Origin of the sequence: Streptomyces narbonensis (assembly GCF_014649015.1) — a bacterium.
GTDB classification, from domain to species: domain Bacteria; phylum Actinomycetota; class Actinomycetes; order Streptomycetales; family Streptomycetaceae; genus Streptomyces; species Streptomyces narbonensis.
This window is the reverse complement of sequence record NZ_BMSF01000006.1, coordinates 1-17,398: the sequence shown is the minus strand read 5'-3', so window position 1 is coordinate 17,398 and position 17,398 is coordinate 1. Positions and strand designations below refer to the sequence as shown.

Sequence of the window (17,398 nt, the reverse complement as noted above, 5' to 3'; positions counted from 1 at the left end):
GCCATGCCCGACCGTCTGACCGACCGGCTGCGCCGGCGCGTCCGCACACCCCGCCAGAAGCTCGTCGCCGCACTCGCCACGGCCGCCGTCGTCATCGGTCTCGGCGGATACGGGATCGCCCGGCTCACCACCCCGGAGGACCGTTCCTGCGCGGCCGGCGTCGACCGCACCGAGACCGGCTCCGAGTGCGTCGGCGTCAACGGCGACGGCTACGACTTCGGCATCCCCGAACTCACCGAGATCGCCGGGGCCATCGGCGCCGAGAACGCCACCCTCCAGCCCGGCGAGTACGCCACCGTCGCCGTGCTCCTGCCCCTGACCTCCCCCGACGGAGGCATGCGGACCAAGGTCCTCCACGAGCTGCAGGGCGCCTACGCCTACCAGTACCGCGCCAACCACGAGTCCAACAGCCAGACCCCGAAGATCCGGCTCGTCCTCGCCAACACCGGCCGGGGCAACGCCTACTGGCAGGCCACCACGCTGCAACTCACGTCCATGACCGGCGCGCCCGACCGCCTGCGGGTCGTCTCCGGCGTCGCCACCTCCTCGACCGAGATGCGGCAGGCGGTGACCGCGCTGACCGGAGCCGGGATCGCCGTCGTCGGCACCACCATCACCGCCGACGACATCGCCAACGGCCCCGGCGCCGGGAACAACCGCTTCCCCGGCCTCGCCCGCGTCTCCCCCACCAACAGCGACGAGGCCAAGGCCCTCGCCCACTACGGCCGCGTCGACGCCGCCAAGGCGCTCCTCGTCCAGGACACCCGCAGCGGTGACCACTACACCGACACCCTCAAGTCCGCCTTCGCCGCCTCCCTCAAGGGCGCGCCCTACGAACCGCAGCTCTTCACCTCGCCGCCCGACCCGACCGACGAGGGCACGACCGCCAACACCTTCCGCCAGATCACCCACCTGATCTGCGACACCCGCGCCGAGACGGTCTTCTTCGCCGGCCGCCACACCCAGCTCCGCCAGTTCATCAACGCCCTGGGCTCCCGCGGCTGCACCGACCGCGCCTTCACGATCCTGACCGGCGACGAGGGCTCGTACCTGGGCGCCGACGGGAAGCTCGACCGGGACGCGCTCCGGACGAAGCTGACCGTGCGCTACGCCTCGCTCGCCCACCCCGACGCGTGGAAGGAGGCCCCGGGGCGGCGCGTCCCGGTGACGGGCGGCTCGGTGGCGGCGTACTCGACCTTCGAGACGGACATCGCCCGCGCCTCGAAGAAGCCGGTGGCGCTCGCGGACGGGCAGGCCATCGTCGCGTACGACGCGATGGCGACGGCCGTCCACGCGATCCGCCAGGCCACCCCGCGCGACGCCCAGTACCCGGAGCTCGCGGACGTGGTCACGCAGTGGCCGCAGGTGAAGGGCTCGCTGCGGGTGAACGGCGCGAGCGGCTGGATCTGCCTCGACAACCACGGCAACCCGTACAACAAGGCGGTCCCGATCGTGGAACTGGCCCCGGACGGCTCACAGCGCTTCGTCCAGATCGCCTGGCCGGAGAAGAACCCCCCGAACACGTCCTGCCTCCCGCCGAAGCGGGGCTAGGGGCCAGGAGCCAGGAGCCAGGAGCCACGGGCCAGGGGCCAGGGGCCCGGTGGGTCACGGGCCCGGTGGGTCACGGCACCCACTTCGGCCAGGGCGCCTCGTCCCGCTCGTACAGCGCCCGCAGATCGCGCCAGCGGTCCGGCGACCACGCGGCCCAGTCCGTCCGGCGCCCGTCCAGCGCCGCCGCGAGCCGCTCGAAGTGGTCGTGCCACCCCGCCAGGCAGTCCAGGCGGTACTCCCGCGTCCCCCGGAACTCGTTGGTGAAACGCAGCACGGTCGACCCGCCGCCGCCGGACCCCGGCTCCAGATGGAACCGGATCCGGCCGTGCGGCGGATCGACCGTGTACTCGGCGACGTACTCGGGGTCCCAGGCGGTCACCCACCCCGAGACCTCCGTCTCGCTGTTCTGCCAGCGGAGCGTGACCCGGCCGCCGAGCCGTGGCTCCAGCGGGTCCGCCGCGCACAGCCAGCCCGGCAGGCCCTCGGCGGTGGCGACGGCCTGCCAGACCTCCGCGGGCGGATGCGGGAGCTCCATGACGTACCGCAGCAGATGCGTGTCGCCGTCGTGGGTCTCGCACCTGCCCCGGGGTATCGCGCTCATACCTCCAGCGTGGCCCCGGGGTCCCCCACCCGCTACTCCGCGCCCGCTACTCCACGCCCGCGTAGGAGTGCTTGCTGGTGACGAAGATGTTGACGCCGTAGTAGTTGAAGAGGAAGCAGCCGAAGGCGATGAGCGCGATGTACGCGGCCTTCCGCCCCTTCCAGCCGGCCGTCGCGCGCGCGTGCAGGTACGCGGCGTAGGCGACCCAGGTGATGAAGGACCAGACCTCCTTGGCGTCCCAGCCCCAGTAGCGGCCCCAGGCGTCGCCGGCCCAGATCGCGCCCGCGATGATCGTGAACGTCCACAGCGGGAAGATGGCGGCGTTGACGCGGTACGAGAACTTGTCGAGCGAGGCCGCCGAGGGCAGCCGCTCCATGACCGAGCGGGCGAAGGAGCCGGGGTTCCCGCCGGTCGCGAGCTTGTTCTCGTACGAGTCGCGGAAGAGGTAGAGCAGGGTGCCGACCGCGCCGAGGTAGAAGACCGCGCCGCAGAAGATCGCGGTGGAGACGTGGATCCACAGCCAGTACGAGTCGAGCGCCGGAACCAGCTGGTCGCTGGGGGTCTTCAGCCAGGTGGTGGCCAGGCCCAGGTCGAGCAGGACGGTGGTCACCAGGGGCAGACCGATCCAGCGGACGTTCTTCTTGGCGAGGAGGAAGCCGAGGTACGCGCCGACCGCCACCGTGGAGAAGGTCGTGGAGAACTCGTACATGTTGCCCCACGGGGCACGCTGCACGGAGAGCGCGCGGGTGACCACGCCCGAGGCCTCGACCAGGAAGGCGAGGACGGTCAGCGAGACGGCGATCCGGCCGTACAGGTCGCCCTTGACCGTGCCGCCGGCCGCACCGGGGCCGTCCGGCACGTCCCGGGCTCCGGCCGCGGAGCGGGTGACGACCTGCGGCTTGTCGAGTACGGCGGTGCCGCCGGCCTGCTTGACCTGGACGGTCACGGCCGGGGCGGCGGGGCGCTGCGTGAGGGCGGCGGCGGTGCGGCCGACCTTGCTGCGGCTGCCGAACACCCACTCGGCGATGTGGGCGAAGAAGGCCAGGGTGTAGACGGCCATCGAGGAGTAGATGAGCAGGTCGCTCGTCTGCGCCAGGCTCTCGTTGGTCGTGGCGGCGAGGATCACTTGTCGGCCTCTCCAGAAGGGGCAGGGTCTTCTGCGGGTTCTTCCGCGGGTTCCGGTACGTCTTCCGGATCGGCTTCGGCTTCCGGACCGGCCGCGGTCACGGCTTCCGGACCGGCTTCTGTCACGGCTTCCGGACCGGCCGCGGTCACGGCTTCCGGACCGGCTTCTGTCACGGCTTCCGGACCGGCCGCGGTCACGGCTTCCGGACCGGCTTCTGTCACGGCTTCCGGACCGGCCGCGGTCACGGCTTCCGGACCGGCTTCTGTCACGGCTTCCGGACCTTCTGTCACGGCTTCCGGACCGGCTGGGGGTGCCGGCGGCGCGTCCGCCGTGAGCGCGACCGCGAGGTCACCCAGCTCCTCGGGGAGCCTGGCGGACTCGCTCCGGCCCAGGCCCGCCATCTCGACGACGGTCACACCGTCCTCGCCGCGCACGGCCCGGACCCAGACCCGGCGCCGCTGGATGAAGAGCGAACCGGTCAGACCGGCGATGGCGGCGACCGCGCCGGCGAGGGCGAGGCCGTTGCCGGGCTGCTGCGAGATCTGGAAGCTCGCCCACTCCTTGATCTCCTTCTCGAAGGTGATCGAGCCGGCGCCGCCGGGCAGCGTCATGGTCGCGCCGGGCACGAGCCGCTGGGCGAGCTTGTTGCCCGACGCGTCCTGGAACTGCTTCAGCTTGGTCTTGTCGAGCTGGTACACGTTCTGCGGCAGACCGGAGTCCACGCCCAGGCTGCCGTGGTAGGCGGTGAGCGCCATGGCCGGGGAGACGAGCGCGGGGAACTGGGAGAACATCGTGCCCTGGCCGGCGCCGGCGAAGGTCGGCACGAAGAAGGCCTGGAAGCCCAGCTGCTCCTTCTTGCCGTTCTTGTCGCGGTAGCCGTCCATCACCTTGATCGCGCCGGTGGAGGTGATGTTGTTGTCGATGGGCAGGAGCGGCACGGCGCCGTGGTAGACGACCTTGCCACGGCCGTCCTTGACGGTGACGACGGGGGCGTAGCCGTGGGCGATCAGATAGACCTTGGAGTCGCCGACCTCGAGCGGCTCGTTGACCCGGATGACCGCCTTCTTCTCCACGCCGGCGCCCTCGGAGTACCTGACGGCCGCCTCGAAGGTGCGGGGCGTGCCGCGCTGCGGGCCCTTCATCTCGTACGTGCCGTCGAAGGAGTCGAGGGTGAAGTCGAACGGCTCCAGCTCGTCGATGCCGAACTGCGAACCGGACTTGAAGTCGTCGTACTGGGTGAGCGTGTTGGAGAAGCCGTCGCCCTCGACGATCAGCTTGCCGCCCTCGGACTTGAAGAGCTGGCCCCAGGCGAAGGCGACGAGCATGACGATCAGGGCGACGTGGAAGGCCAGGTTGCCGACCTCGCGGAGGTAGCCCTTCTCGGCGGAGACGGCGTCGCCCGCCGTGTGGGCGCGGAAGCGGCGGCCCTTGAGGACGGTGAGCGCGGCCTGCCGGACCTGCTCGGGCTCGGCCTCGGTGCGCCAGGTGGTGTACGCGGGGAGCCGGTCGAGGCGCCGGGGGGCGCCCGGCGGGCGGCTGCGGAGCTGGCCGACGAACTGCCAGGTGCGCGGCACGATGCAGCCGATGAGGGAGACGAACAGCAGGATGTAGATCGCGGAGAACCACACCGAGCTGTAGACGTCGAAGAACTGGAGCTTCTCGTAGATCGGCGTGAGGGTCTCGTGGGCTTCCTTGAAGGTCTGCACCTTCAGCTCGTCCGCGCTGGTCTGCGGGATGAGGGAGCCCGGGACCGCGCCCAGGGAGAGCATGAAGAGCAGGATGAGCGCGACCCGCATGGAGGTCAGCTGCCGCCAGAACCAGCGGATCCAGCCGACGACCCCGAGGACGGGGCCGCCGATGGCGGTGTCGCCGCGGTCCTCGGTGGGGGCGGTGGAGAGCTGGGCGCCGGCCGCTTCGTCGCCGGCGCGCTCGGTCTCCGTCGTATCGGTCTTGCTCATGGAACTCAGATCCCCACCGTGAAACCGCTGGACCAGCTCTGCATCGTGGCGACCATGTTGTCCCACGCTCCCGTGAGGAGCAGGACGCCGGTGAGGATCATCATCCCGCCGCCGATCCGCATCACCCAGACATAGTGCTTCTTGACCCACCCGAACGCGCCGAGCGCCTTGCGGAAGGCGATGGCGGCGAGCACGAACGGGACGCCGAGGCCGAGGCAGTACGCGAACGCGAGTATCGCGCCGCGTCCCGCGCTGGCCTGGTCCAGGGCGAGGGCGTTGACCGAGGCGAGCGTCGGGCCGATGCACGGAGCCCAGCCGATGCCGAAGAGCGCCCCGAGGACCGGCGCGCCGACGAGGCCGGCGACGGGCTTCTTGTGGAAGCGGAACTCGCGCTGGGTGAACCAGGGCATCAGGCCGAGGAAGAACACGCCCATGAGGATCATGAGCACGCCGAGGACCAGGTTGAGCGTGTCGCTGTACTGCTGGAGGTACGTCCCGAAGTAGCCGAAGAGGGCGCCGCCGGAGACGAACACGGCGCTGAAGCCGAGGACGAAGAGGAGGGCGCCGGCCGTCATCCGGCCGCGGCGGTTCTCGGCGAGGTCGGTGCCGGTGACCCCGGTCACGTACGACAGATAGCCCGGGACGAGCGGCAGCACGCACGGCGAGAAGAAGGAGACCAGACCGCCGAGGACCGCGATGGGCACGGCGAGCAGCAGGGCTCCGCTGGTGACCGTCTCGTTCACGGGCTCACTTCTCCTTGAGGAGAGGCTCGATCATCGACCGGAGCTTCGTCTCGTCGAGCGCCATGAGCGAACGGGCGGCGATCTTGCCCTCCTTGTCGAGGACGACGGTGGAGGGGATGCCCTGGAGGCTGAGGGTGCCCTTGGGGAAGCCGTAGAGGATCAGCTTGCCCTTCAGGTCGTAGAGGCTGGGGTAGGGCACCCCGTAGTCCTCTTCGAAGGCGAGGGCGGGCTGCTTGTTGGGGTCGCGGGTGTTGAGGCCGACGAACTCCACGCCCTGGCCCTTGAAGTCCTTGGCGACCTTCGCGAAATGGGGGGCCTCGGCGCGGCAGGGGGCGCACCAGGAGCCCCAGGCGTTGAGGACGACGACCTTGCCCTTGAGGTCGGCGACGTCCAGCTGCTCGCCCTGGAGGGTCTCGCCGGCGAGCTTCCCGGGGGTCGCCCGCTCGCCCTTGGCGGCGGTGGAGATACCGCCCGTGCTGGTCACGAAGTTGGTGTCGCCACCGCCGCCGGACAAGCCGTTGCTGTCGCCGCTGCAGGCCGAGAGCGTGAGGGCGGCGGACAGCACTCCGACGGCGAGCAGGGTGCGTCGTGGGGCACGGCTGGCACGGCTAAGGCTCATGTGAAAAGTTTCGCATGGGCGTTTGGGGGATCTTGGGCACCCCCCTACGTGCCCGTAAAGCCCCTTGTCAAGATCGCCTAAGCGGTCTTGAGGAAAGCGTTCCACCCGCCCGTGGGCTTCTGTCCGACCTCCAGCGTACGGAGCTTCGTGAGGATCTTCGGGTCCTGGACGTCGAGCCAGTCCACGAACTGGCGGAAGGAGACGAGCCGGACGTCCTTCTTCCCGGCCATGCCCTTGAGGGCGTCCTCGACGGCGTCCATGTAGATGCCGCCGTTCCACTGCTCGAAGTGGTTGCCGATGAAGAAGGGCGCGCGGTTCGATCCGTACGCGCGCTCGAAGCCGCCCAGGAGGGCCTCGGTGGCCTGCTTGCGCCAGCCCGGGTAGCGGGACGGCATGCCCTTGGTCGTGTTCTTCGACTGGTTGGCGAGCATGTTGTAGTCCATGGAGAGGACCTCGAAGGAGTGCCCGGGGAAGGGCACGGCCTGCAGCGGGAGGTCCCAGATGCCCTGGCGCTTGGTGGGCCACATCTGCCGGCCGCCGGGCGAGCTGGCGTCGTAGCGCCAGTTGAGGCGCTTGGCGGTGGGCAGCAGGTTGTCCTGGCCGAGGAGGCAGGGCGTACGGCCGCCGACGAGCTCCTTCGAGTAGTCGAAGGGCAGCGGGTCGAGGTCGGTCCAGCCGCTGTTGGTCTTCCACTCGGTGACGAACTTCATCGCCTGGTCGATCTCGCTCTGCCACTGGGCGGGGGTCCAGTTGCCGACGGAGCCGGAGCCGCCGCAGAAGTGCCCGTTGAAGTGGGTGCCGATCTCGTGGCCTTCCAGCCAGGCCTGCCGGACGTACTTCAGCGTGTCCTTGATGTGGTCGTCGGTGAGGTAGCCGATGTCGGAGGCGCCGACGCGGTTGTTCGGCGGGCGGTAGAGGTTCTTCTTCGACTCGGGGAGGAGGTAGACCCCGGAGAGGAAGAAGGTCATCGCCGCGTCGTGGTTCTTGGCGAGTTCGAGGAAGCGGGGGAAGAGACCGTTGCCGACCTCGCCGGCGCCGTCCCAGGAGAAGATCACGAACTGCGGCGGGGTCTGGCCGGGTTCGAGCGGCACGGGGGTGTCGGGCTGGTGCGGCTGCTTGCCGGTGTCGGCGGTGGAACCGTCGCCGATGAGCTTGGCGTCGTCCTTGGTCGGAGCGGGTGTGGTCGGCCGTCCCGACGCGTCACCACCCTTGCCGGGTCCGGAACGTCCCGGCTTGTCCCCGTCATTGCCTCCGCAGCCGGCGACCCCCAGAGCCGCGGCGGCACCAACGCCCGCCCCGAGGAGCCCCCTTCGACTGATCCCGCTGATCCCGCGCATGACATCCCCATTCGCGCTGACGTATGAACCCACCGTCATCCAAACCGACAATGAGTGAGATGCCGGGCGGAACACGGAGGTTCCGGAAATTCGCACATAAATTTCAGGCGTGGGAGCCGGGTACGGATCTGGACATGACTCAGGGCGGCCGGATGGCATGTACACCACCTGACCGCCCTGACGATGGACCTCTTCACCCCCGCTGTCCAGAGGGGCCGGAGAGGGAGGGCGGGGACCGCGGCGCGAAGCCGGACCGCGGACCGCCGGGACTACGCCCCGAAGGCCTTCGACTTCCCCTTGACCGGCTTCGCCCCGGCCAGCAGGTGCGCCGGGACGAGGTCCCGGGCCGGCTCGCTGTACCCGACCGAGACGATCTTGTCGCCCCGGTACGTGAACGAGGTCAGCGAGGCCAGCGTGCACTGCCGCCGCCGCGGGTCGTGCCACAGCCGCCGCTTCTCCACGAAGCTCCGGACGATCCAGATCGGCAGCTGGTGGCTGACACAGACCGCCTCGTGCCCGCGGGCCGCGTCCTTCGCCGCGTCCAGCGCGCCCATCATGCGGACGACCTGCTCGACGTACGGCTCGCCCCAGGACGGCTGGAACGGATTGGTCAGGTGCTTCCAGTTCCCCGGCTTGCGCAGGGCCCCGTCCCCGACCCCGAAGGTCTTGCCCTCGAAGACGTTCGCCGCCTCGATGAGCCGGCCGTCGCTCGCCAGGTCCAGACCGCGCGCCTTGGCGACCGGCATCGCCGTCTCCTGCGCCCGCTCCAGCGGGGAGGCGACGACGTACGTGATGTCCCGCTCGGCCAGGTGCTCGGCGACCCGGTCCGCCATCTGCCGGCCGAGCTCGGAGAGGTGGTAGCCGGCGCGGCGGCCGTAGAGGACCCCGTCCGGGTTGTGGACCTCGCCGTGCCGCATCAGATGGACGACGGTGATGTCCTCGTCGCTCTTCGGGGAGCTCGTCACGTCGCTCATGCCGTCGCCTCCGCGGCGGCGCGGGCGGCGGCCGGCAGCGCGGCGGCGATCCGCTCGATCGCCCGCTCGTCGTGCGCGGCCGAGACGAACCAGGACTCGAAGGCGGACGGCGGCAGGTAGACGCCGTCGGCCAGCATCGAGTGGAAGAAGGCGTTGAAGCGGAAGGCCTCCTGCTGCTTCGCCTCGTCGTAGTTCCGCACCTCGTCGGCCGTGAAGAAGACCGAGAACATGTTGGAGGCGGTCTGCAGCCGGTGCGCGACGCCCTCCTTCGCCAGGGCTCCGGTGACCAGCCCCTGGATCTCCTTCGACACCGCGTTCACCTTCTCGTACGCGGCGTCGTCGAGCAGCCGGAGCTGCGCGAGCCCGGCGGCGGTGGCGATCGGGTTACCGGAGAGCGTGCCCGCCTGGTAGACCGGCCCGGCCGGGGCCAGGTGCCCCATGACGTCGGCGCGGCCACCGAACGCGGCGGCCGGGAAGCCGCCGCCCATGACCTTGCCGAAGGTCAGCAGGTCGGGCTTGACGCCGTCGACGCCGTACCAGCCGGCCCGCGAGGTACGGAATCCGGTCATCACCTCGTCGGAGATGTACAGCGCGCCGTTCTCCCGGCACACGTCCGCCAGGCCCTGGTTGAAGCCCTCCGCCGGCGGCACGACGCCCATGTTGCCCGGCGAGGCCTCGGTGATCACACAGGCGATCTCGCCCGGGTGCGCGGCGAAGGCCGCCCGCACCGCTTCGAGGTCGTTGTACGGCAGCACGATGGTGTCCCCGGCCTGCGCGCCGGTCACGCCGGGCGTGTCCGGAAGGCCCAGGGTCGCGACGCCGGAACCGGCCGCGGCAAGGAGCGCGTCCACGTGACCGTGGTAGCAGCCGGCGAACTTGACGACCTTGGCGCGCCCGGTGAAGCCGCGGGCGAGCCGGATCGCGGACATCGTGGCCTCCGTACCGGAGGAGACGAGCCGGACCTGCTCGACGGGCTCGACGCGCGCGACGATCTCCTCCGCGAGCGCGACCTCGCCCTCGCCCGGCGTACCGAAGGAGGTGCCGCGGGCCACGGCGGCCTGCACCGCGGCGGTGACCTCGGGGTGCGCGTGGCCGAGAATCATCGGCCCCCACGAGCAGACGAGGTCGACGTACTCACGACCGTCCGCGTCGGTGAGGTACGGACCGGTACCGGAGACCATGAACCGGGGCGTACCGCCCACGGCTCGGAAGGCACGCACCGGTGAGTTCACGCCGCCGGGCGTCACGAGGGACGCGCGGTCGAAAAGCGTCTGTGAGACTGGGGCTTCGTATGAATACGGCACTGTGATCCTGACCTGCGAGTACGGCTGCGAGTACGGCTTCGAGTACAGAGGAACGGTGTGGGCACCCTGGACATCACGCCGGGGCGGCTGTCGGCCGCGTCTGCGAAACTGGGGCGTCAGAGGGATGGCTCACGGAATCCATGGTGTCAGAGGCCACGGCGTTCTTGCGGACAGGTGTTTCACCGTACGAACGCGGGGGAGGTCACTGACACGATGATCGGGTCGCGCGGCGGGGTCGTGTTGCCGAGAAAAAGCAGTCGGGTGGAGATATGCATCGCGGTGGCGGACCGGGCGAGGGGACGGGCGACCTGGGTCCGGAGTCTGCCCGGCGGGGGAGGCACCGGCGCCGGCGGGCGGACGGGACGACTCCCGGCGCGCCCGGCACTCCGGGAAGCCCTGACGCACCGGGGTCACCGGGAGAACCGGCGCCCGGAAGCGGAAGCGGCCGGTCGTTGGGAGTGACGTACAAGTACTTCGGCGCGCCCGACGGCGCCACCGCGGCCCGGGTCCCGATCTCGATGCGCCCGGAGGAGCTCGGCGGTGACGAGCTCGGCATGGGCGGCATGTTCACCAAGATCAAGCCGGAGACGATAGCGGCGATGGTCCTGACGGGCATCCAGGGCATGCCCCTGCACAAGGTGCCCCCGCTGGAGCTCGTCGTGCTCCACCCGGACTACGCCGTCGTGAAGCTCCCGATGACCGTGGTCGACCCGCTGCGCGGGATCGGCGAGGAGTCGGTCGGCGCCGCCGCCTTCATCTGGTCCACGGTCCCCGACCGCGGCGGCCCGCGCGACGCCTTCGACGTCTACCAGCTGCTCCACGAATGGCAGGACTTCTCCGTCCGCCTCCACGAAGCGGGTCACCAGCCGTACTGCCTGGTCTGGCCGTAGGGGTTCGCTCCAGAGGCCGACGCGAGGGTCGACCCTGGGCAGCGCGTAGGCGTTTCGCCGCACTTCCCGTGCTCATAAGTGCTGAAGTTAGGACGAATCGGATGTAATGCGCGGAGGTCGCGCCCCGCGGAAGCCCTCTACGAGGAAGGACTCACGCGTGAGCGGAGCACGGAGCGGAGTACGGATGGCCGGCGAGCCCATGCAGATCGGCGAGGTCGCCGCACGGACGGAGCTGTCCCTGCGCACGATCCGCCAGTACGAGGACAACGGCCTGGTGGTGCCCTCCGCGGCCTCGCCCGGCGGCTTTCCCCTCTACACGGACGCGGACGTCTCCCGGCTGATGGTGATCCGCCGGATGAAGCCGCTCGGCTTCACCCTCGACGAGACCCGCGAACTGCTCACGGCCGTGGACCGGCTCACCGAGGACCACCCCGGCACGGACACGGAGCTCGCGCCGGAGGACCGCTCGACGCTCGTGACCCGCGTCCGCCGCTACGAACAGGCGGCCGCGGAGCGGGTCACCGAACTGCGGACCCAGCTGGCCCGCGCGGAGGAGTTCGCCACGTCCCTCCGCACCCGTCTCGCCTCGACCCCGGCCTGATCGGCAAGACACCCCCTAGGAATGTCCGAAAAGTCCCGCCTGGCCCGTGGGCAGACGGCGCTGCTTTCCGGACACCCCCTGGACGCTCAGGCGGCCAGGGCCTCCGCCAGCTCGCGGAAGAACCGCGCGTAGGCGGCAGGGCTGGGCGGGATCTCCGGGTTCCACGCGGCAAGACGGGTGCCGGGCGGGGTCTCGTACGGCGGGACGGCGTGGAAGCGGTTGTCGAAGAGGATCAGATCGGGACGGAGCTCGGCGACCCGGCCCCAGTCGGCGGTGAGCCAGTTGGCGCCGGGCCCCGGGCCGGGATCGAGCAGCCTGACGCCGAGCGCGGCCAGCCGCGCCAGCTCGGGCCAGGCCTGCGGACGGGCAAGATGGACCTGGTCGGGACCGGCCCCGGAGAGTGCGAGGACGGCCGACCCGGTCCGCCCCGCGACCCCCCGCAGGCCGGCCTCGGCCTCCTCCACACCCCCCGGCACCACCGCTCCTGCACTCAGCGAGACGGCCAGCTCCCCGAAACGGCCGAGGATCGCCGGAAGGGTCAGCTCGTTGCCGACGGAGAGCGCGATGAGCGGCACCCCGAGCCGGTCGGCGACCGCCTCGTCCAGCGCGTAGGGGCTCTTCCCGTCGTACGTGACGTCGACGATCACGTCCGGCCGCAGCTCCCGCAGCGGCCCCTCGTCCAGGCTCCGGCCGGGACCGAGGTACGGGACCCCGGCCGCTTCGAGACCGCCCGCCTTGGCCGGGTCGTACCCCGGGCCGTCGTGCCCGGAGCCGTAGACGGCGACCGGCGTCACCCCCAGGTCGAGCAGCGCCGCCCCGGCCCGTACGTACGCGACGACCCGCTCCGGCACACGGGCCGCCCCCAGCTCCGTACCCCTGTCATCCGTGAATCCCCATGGCTGCGCTCCGGACATACGGCTGCTCCCTCCCCGGCCGAGACTGCCTGCTGCCTGCCCCGACACCTTGGAGCGGTTGCCCGGCCCGCACAAGAGGGCCTGCGGCGACTCCGGAGAGCCACCGCCGCCCGGCCGGGACTTTGGTCCCGGACCCCCCTGCCGAAAGTCCCCCAGGTTGGTGTTAACTGAACGGGTCGGGAGGAAGCAGTAGGAATCGTCGCCGGCGCCTCCGTTCACGCCCGCCACCTGCCGGGGCGCGGCCCGCACGGACGGCCCTCACGTCCTGGAGTGAGCCATGCCCTTGCCCGACCAGCTCTCCGACCCCCGCGTCCTCACGCTCTTCGGGCTGCTCGCCGTCTCGACGGCGGTGTGGCTGACCCTGGGCCTGCGTGCCCGCGCCCGGACGCGCCGCGGCCGGACGGCCGGCCCGCTGGCTCGCGTCTGGCACCCACAGGAGTCGGTGCAGCTGACCCCCGCGGAGGAGCACGCCTTCGGCCAGGTCGTCTCCCGCCTCTCCTTCGGCTCCCCGGGCCGCCTGCGCTGACCCGGGGCACACCGCGAGCGAGCGAGCACGCGGTCGAGCGGCCACGCGAGCCACGGGCACGCGAGCACGCGAGCACGCGAGCGGGCACGCCGGCTCGCGGGCACGCCGTCGAGCACCACCCGGGCACGGAGCACGCCGTCGAGCGCGCGCACCCGGGCGCGCGGGCACGCGGGCACGCGGGCACGCGGGCACGCGGTACTCAGACCGCCCAGACGCGCGGGTCGCGTCCCGTCACGGCAAGGAGCCGCTCGAACGGCGTCGCTCCCTCGGACAGGTCGACGCTCTCCCCGAAGACGTTCATCTTCCGGGCCATCGGCGCCATGCTCTCCACCTCCTCCACGAGTCCGGCCACCACGGCCGGGTCCGGTTCGAAGCCACGTCCGGTGGCCCGGGCCAGGTCCCAGACGTGCACGGTCAGGTCCAGCAGGACCATCGACCCGACCGTCCGCGCGGGCAGCCCCATGGCCCCCGACGTCCCCTCCTCCGCGCCGGGCGCCGACCAGGCGGCGACCAGCTTCCCGGTCTCCACCGAGAACCGCTCGCGCCAGCGGTCCTCCGCGAGCCGGTCCGGGGTCTCGGAGAAGTCGGCCGGCTCCTTGGCCGCGAGGGCCTGGAAGTTCACGACGACGGAGAAGAGGTGGTTCAGCAGGGCGCGCACGTCGTACTCGGCGCACGGCGTGGGCGCGCCGAGCGACTCGTCGGTGGTGGTGGCGACCATCGGCGCGGCGTGGGCGGCGGCGGAGCGGAGCAGATCGCCGATGCGGGGCGGGGCTTCGTACGTCATGCGTCGACGCTAGGGGAACCAGCCCGCGCCGGTCTTGAAGAAACGCGCCGGGTCTCCCCCGGCCCCCGAGATCTCCCCGAAGGGATCTCTCTGAGGTGCTCTCCCGCGGGTTCCACCCGAGGGCCCTACCATGCGGATCATGTCCGCCGCCGCTGCCCCGTCCCCGCGCCGGGACACCCGGGGCATCGTCGACCCCGCCGAGCTGTTCACCCGCGTCCGCTTCCGCCGCCACACCCCGGCACCGGAGCTGCGGCCCTATCTGGAGCACTACTGGCTGATCGACTGGGAGCTGACGGAGCCGTACGTCACGCAGGTCGTCCCGCACCCGTCGGTGAACATCGTCTTCCAGCGGTACGGCCCGCTCTCAGGACCGGCGGAGGCCGCGGAGGCGGCGGAGGAGGCGGAGGAGGCGGAGGAGGCGGAGGAGGCGTCGTCGGCCGAGGTCTCCGGGATCGGGCTCGGCCTGTTCACCCAGGAGCTGACGGGCCTGGGCAGGGTCTGCGGGATCCAGTTCCGCCCCGGCGGCTTCCGACCGTTCGCGCCCGCGTGGCCGGTGTCGACATGGACGGGCCGCCGGGTCCCCCTCGCCGAGGTGTTCGCGTCCGCGGCGGGCGAGGGCACGGTCCTGTCCCCCGAGGACGACCACGCGCGCGTGGCGGCGCTCGACGCGTTCCTCCTGGCCCAGGGCCCCGCCCCCGACCGGGACGCCGAGCAGGCCATGCAGCTCGTGGACCTGATCCGCACGGACCGGGAGCTGCGCAAGGTGTCCCTGCTGGCCGCGGCCTCCGGCCTGTCGACCCGCTCGCTCCAGCGCCTCTTCGCCGGCCATGTCGGCGTCGGGCCGAAGTGGGTCATCCTGCGCTACCGCATCCACGAGGCCCTGGAGCGCGCCGAGTCCGCGGGGGCGACGATCGCCCCGGACTGGTCCCGCCTCGCGGCCGAGCTCGGCTACAGCGACCAGGCCCATCTCGTACGGGACTTCACGGCGACGATCGGCCTGCCCCCGACCGCGTACGCCCGCGCGGTGTCGGCGCCCTGACTAGGTCCTGTCGTCCTGGCCGCCGAGCGGCCGGGAGAAGTTGAAGGCCGTGATGTCGAAGCGCTCGCGCAGGTAGAAGCGGTGGGCTCCGGTGCGGTGGGTGCCGGAGTCGAGGTTGAGCTCGTGGCAGCCGGCCGCGCGGGCGTGATTCTCCAGGTGGGCGATGAGCGCGTGGCCGACGCCGGCGGAGCGCTCGGCGGCGGCGGTCACCAGGTCGTCGACGTAGAGCTTGCGCAGGGAGCTGGTGTTGTTGACGATCCGCCAGCCGGCGGCGCCGACGCAGCTCCCGGCGTCGCTGTAGGCGGCGCTGAACCGCAGCCCCTCGGAGTGCCCGGCCTCGTACACCTCGCGGAGGAGCTCCGGGGTGAGGTGGGGACGGAGCTCGGAGAGGACCGGCAGGAGGTCGCTCTCCAGCCGGGGATCGCCCGGCTCAAGGTCGATGATCTTCATGCGGGGACGGTACCCCAGGATTCTTCGGGGTTGACGGATGAGGCAAGCCCACGGATATTTATCTGCGTCACGCAGATTCTTCATCACGCAGTGAAGAGCCATTCCTCTCCGAAGGGACACCTCATGACTGTTCTCGTCACCGGCAGCCGCGGCCGCGTCGCCTCGACCCTGATCGCCCTGCTCGACGCGGCGGGCGTCAAGGTCACCGCCGCCTCCAAGGACCCCGCGAACCTCTCCCCACCCCCCGGGGTCGGCACCGCGCACTGCGACCTCACCGATCCGGCCACCTTCGACACCGCTCTGGACGGCGTCGACGCCGTCTTCCTGTACGCCGAGGCCGCACACATCGACACCTTCGCGGCCCGGGCCCGGGCCGCCGGCGTCGAGCACGTCGTGCTCCTCTCCTCCAGCTCCGTCCTCGCCCCGGACGCCGCCCGGAGCGCGATCGCCGCACCCCACCTGGCCGCCGAGCGCGCCCTGTCGGCCGCCGCGGACACCGGAGCCTTCGAGGCCACGCACCTCCAGCCCGGCGCCTTCGCCTCCAACGCCCTCCAGTGGTCACGGGCGCTGCGGAGCGGGCAGGCACCGGCCCTCCCCTATCCGCACGCGTACGGGGATCCGATCCACGAGCGCGACATCGCCGAGGCCGCCCTCGCCGTCCTCACCGAGCCCCGGCTGCGCGGCTCCTCCTACCTGCTGACGGGCCCCGAGTCACTGGACTTCACCGAGCAGCTCGCGATCCTGGCCGAGGTGACGGGCCGGCCCGCACCCCACACCACGCCCACCCCCGAGGAATGGAAGGCATCGGTCGCCGGCTTCATACCGGAGGTGTTCGCCGACGCCCTCCTGGCGTACTGGGCCTCGCACGACGGCCGGCCGACACCGCTGACCCGGACCGTCGAGGACCTGACCGGCCACCCCGCCCGTACCTTCACGACCTGGGCCTCCGACCACGCCGCCGCCTTCCGCCCCTGACGAATTCCCTGGCCCCCCACCGAGCCCCGGTGCCATCCTGTCCCCGTGAACGGACCGGAGATCCACATCAGATTCGCCCCCGGCCTGCGGCTCTTCGTCTCTGCGGAGCGGCGCTCGGGACACACTCCCGTGACCACCGACGGCGCCTCCTCCCTGGGGCACGTGGTGGAGTCGCTCGGCGTGCCCCTCACCGAAGCGGGACGGCTCGTCGTCGACGGCCGGACCGTCACGCCCGCGCACGTCCCGGCCGCGGGCGAGACGATCGAGGTGGAGGAGGTCACCCGGCCCCAGCCGGTGCCGGGCGCGCCGCTCCGGTTCCTGCTCGACGTACACCTCGGCACCCTGGCCCGCCGGCTGCGCCTGCTCGGCGTGGACGCGGCGTACGAGAGCGAGGACATCGGCGACCCCGCGCTGGCCGCGCTCTCCGCGCAGGAGCAGCGGGTCATGCTCTCGCGCGACCGCGGCCTGCTGCGCCGCCGGGAACTGTGGGCGGGCGCCTATGTGTACAGCGACCGGCCGGACGACCAGCTCCGCGACGTACTGGAGCGGTTCGCGCCGCCCCTGGCGCCCTGGACCCGCTGCACGGCGTGCAACGGACAGCTGTCCGACGCCGACAAGGACGCGGTCCGCGAGCGACTGGAGCAGGGCACGGAGAAGACGTACGACGTCTTCGCGGAGTGCGTGGAATGCGGCCGGGTCTACTGGCGTGGCGCCCACCACGCCCGCCTGGAGGCGATCGTCTCGGAAGCGGTCCGCGAGTTCGGCGGCGCGACGGCCCGCTAGGGGGTGTCTTGTCGATCAGGCCGGATCAGGGAGCGGCGTCCGGTGCGGTGCATCGCAAGGCGCCGGAGCGACTTGATAGCGGAGCTATTCAGGCGTTTCGGCAACGCGGCGAGGTGCCGTGCCGGACGCCGCGAGCCCGGCATGATCGACAAGACACCCCCTAGGACTTGTCCGGCCGATCATGTTCGGAGCCAGATGGTGAGGGCTGCGGCGGTTGCGGTGC

Annotated in this window: 18 protein-coding genes; 7 read left to right on the top strand and 11 right to left on the bottom strand. The window is 71.5% G+C overall.

Annotated elements, in window-relative coordinates:
• The first annotated feature begins 3 nt into the window (after window positions 1-3).
• Window positions 4-1,551 carry a type 1 periplasmic-binding domain-containing protein gene (locus tag IE124_RS12750; protein ID WP_229832411.1) on the top strand — a complete coding sequence of 516 codons (1,548 nt, stop codon included), beginning with the start codon at window positions 4-6 and terminating at the stop codon, window positions 1,549-1,551.
• Window positions 1,552-1,621: 70 nt separating this feature from the next.
• Here IE124_RS12750 and IE124_RS12745 read toward each other — a convergent pair whose 3' ends face one another.
• The 8 genes from IE124_RS12745 to hemL all read right to left on the bottom strand — a co-directional run bounded on the left by IE124_RS12745 (window position 1,622) and on the right by hemL (window position 10,213).
• A complete protein-coding gene (locus IE124_RS12745; RefSeq protein WP_189507843.1) occupies window positions 1,622-2,152 on the bottom strand; it encodes an SRPBCC domain-containing protein in 531 nt (176 codons plus the stop codon).
• Between the two features lie 46 nt (window positions 2,153-2,198).
• Window positions 2,199-3,278 (bottom strand): c-type cytochrome biogenesis protein CcsB, encoded by a 1,080-nt coding sequence (gene ccsB / locus IE124_RS12740; protein WP_189507842.1) that lies wholly within the window; start codon window positions 3,276-3,278, stop codon window positions 2,199-2,201.
• A complete protein-coding gene (gene resB, locus IE124_RS12735) occupies window positions 3,275-5,236 on the bottom strand; it encodes a cytochrome c biogenesis protein ResB (protein WP_189507841.1) in 1,962 nt (653 codons plus the stop codon). Before resB ends, ccsB begins: the two co-directional genes overlap by 4 nt.
• 5 nt (window positions 5,237-5,241) lie before the next feature.
• Window positions 5,242-5,979: a cytochrome c biogenesis CcdA family protein gene (locus tag IE124_RS12730; protein WP_189507840.1), complete on the bottom strand. Its 738-nt coding sequence runs from the start codon at window positions 5,977-5,979 to the stop codon at window positions 5,242-5,244.
• A 4-nt stretch (window positions 5,980-5,983) separates the two neighbouring features.
• Window positions 5,984-6,598, bottom strand: coding sequence for a TlpA family protein disulfide reductase (locus IE124_RS12725; RefSeq protein WP_189507839.1), 615 nt, complete (start codon window positions 6,596-6,598; stop codon window positions 5,984-5,986).
• 77 nt (window positions 6,599-6,675) lie between these two features.
• On the bottom strand, window positions 6,676-7,926 hold the full coding sequence (locus tag IE124_RS12720) for a polysaccharide deacetylase family protein (protein WP_189508125.1): 1,251 nt from the start codon (window positions 7,924-7,926) through the stop codon (window positions 6,676-6,678).
• A 278-nt stretch (window positions 7,927-8,204) separates the two neighbouring features.
• Window positions 8,205-8,909 (bottom strand): histidine phosphatase family protein, encoded by a 705-nt coding sequence (locus tag IE124_RS12715; protein WP_189507838.1) that lies wholly within the window; start codon window positions 8,907-8,909, stop codon window positions 8,205-8,207.
• A complete protein-coding gene (gene hemL / locus IE124_RS12710; protein WP_229832410.1) occupies window positions 8,906-10,213 on the bottom strand; it encodes a glutamate-1-semialdehyde 2,1-aminomutase in 1,308 nt (435 codons plus the stop codon). The genes IE124_RS12715 and hemL overlap by 4 nt, the downstream gene beginning before the upstream one ends.
• Window positions 10,214-10,482: 269 nt before the next feature.
• On the opposite strand from hemL, the gene IE124_RS12705 reads away from it, so the two are divergent.
• Window positions 10,483-11,103, top strand: a complete 621-nt coding sequence (locus IE124_RS12705; RefSeq protein ID WP_189507837.1) for a hypothetical protein — start codon at window positions 10,483-10,485, stop codon at window positions 11,101-11,103.
• A gap of 184 nt (window positions 11,104-11,287) precedes the next feature.
• On the top strand, window positions 11,288-11,704 hold the full coding sequence (locus IE124_RS12700; protein WP_189508123.1) for a MerR family transcriptional regulator: 417 nt from the start codon (window positions 11,288-11,290) through the stop codon (window positions 11,702-11,704).
• 86 nt (window positions 11,705-11,790) lie between these two features.
• Here IE124_RS12700 and IE124_RS12695 read toward each other — a convergent pair whose 3' ends face one another.
• Window positions 11,791-12,618, bottom strand: a complete 828-nt coding sequence (locus IE124_RS12695; RefSeq protein ID WP_189507836.1) for a substrate-binding domain-containing protein — start codon at window positions 12,616-12,618, stop codon at window positions 11,791-11,793.
• 277 nt (window positions 12,619-12,895) lie between these two features.
• On the opposite strand from IE124_RS12695, the gene IE124_RS12690 reads away from it, so the two are divergent.
• Entirely contained in the window at window positions 12,896-13,144 is a 249-nt protein-coding gene (locus tag IE124_RS12690; protein WP_189507835.1) for a hypothetical protein, read from the top strand.
• A 199-nt stretch (window positions 13,145-13,343) separates the two neighbouring features.
• Here the strand turns inward: IE124_RS12690 and IE124_RS12685 are convergent, their stop codons facing one another.
• Window positions 13,344-13,928 carry a TIGR03086 family metal-binding protein gene (locus tag IE124_RS12685; RefSeq protein ID WP_189507834.1) on the bottom strand — a complete coding sequence of 195 codons (585 nt, stop codon included), beginning with the start codon at window positions 13,926-13,928 and terminating at the stop codon, window positions 13,344-13,346.
• A gap of 139 nt (window positions 13,929-14,067) precedes the next feature.
• On the opposite strand from IE124_RS12685, the gene IE124_RS12680 reads away from it, so the two are divergent.
• Window positions 14,068-14,967, top strand: coding sequence for a helix-turn-helix domain-containing protein (locus tag IE124_RS12680; RefSeq protein ID WP_189507833.1), 900 nt, complete (start codon window positions 14,068-14,070; stop codon window positions 14,965-14,967).
• Here the strand turns inward: IE124_RS12680 and IE124_RS12675 are convergent, their stop codons facing one another.
• Entirely contained in the window at window positions 14,968-15,417 is a 450-nt protein-coding gene (locus tag IE124_RS12675; RefSeq protein WP_189507832.1) for a GNAT family N-acetyltransferase, read from the bottom strand. It lies immediately after the preceding gene.
• A 123-nt stretch (window positions 15,418-15,540) separates the two neighbouring features.
• On the opposite strand from IE124_RS12675, the gene IE124_RS12670 reads away from it, so the two are divergent.
• The gene (locus tag IE124_RS12670) at window positions 15,541-16,392 is read left to right on the top strand and encodes an NAD(P)H-binding protein (protein ID WP_189507831.1); all 852 of its coding nucleotides are present in this window, start codon (window positions 15,541-15,543) and stop codon (window positions 16,390-16,392) included.
• Between the two features lie 45 nt (window positions 16,393-16,437).
• A complete protein-coding gene (locus IE124_RS12665; protein ID WP_189507830.1) occupies window positions 16,438-17,175 on the top strand; it encodes a Mut7-C RNAse domain-containing protein in 738 nt (245 codons plus the stop codon).
• Window positions 17,176-17,398 lie beyond the last annotated feature (223 nt).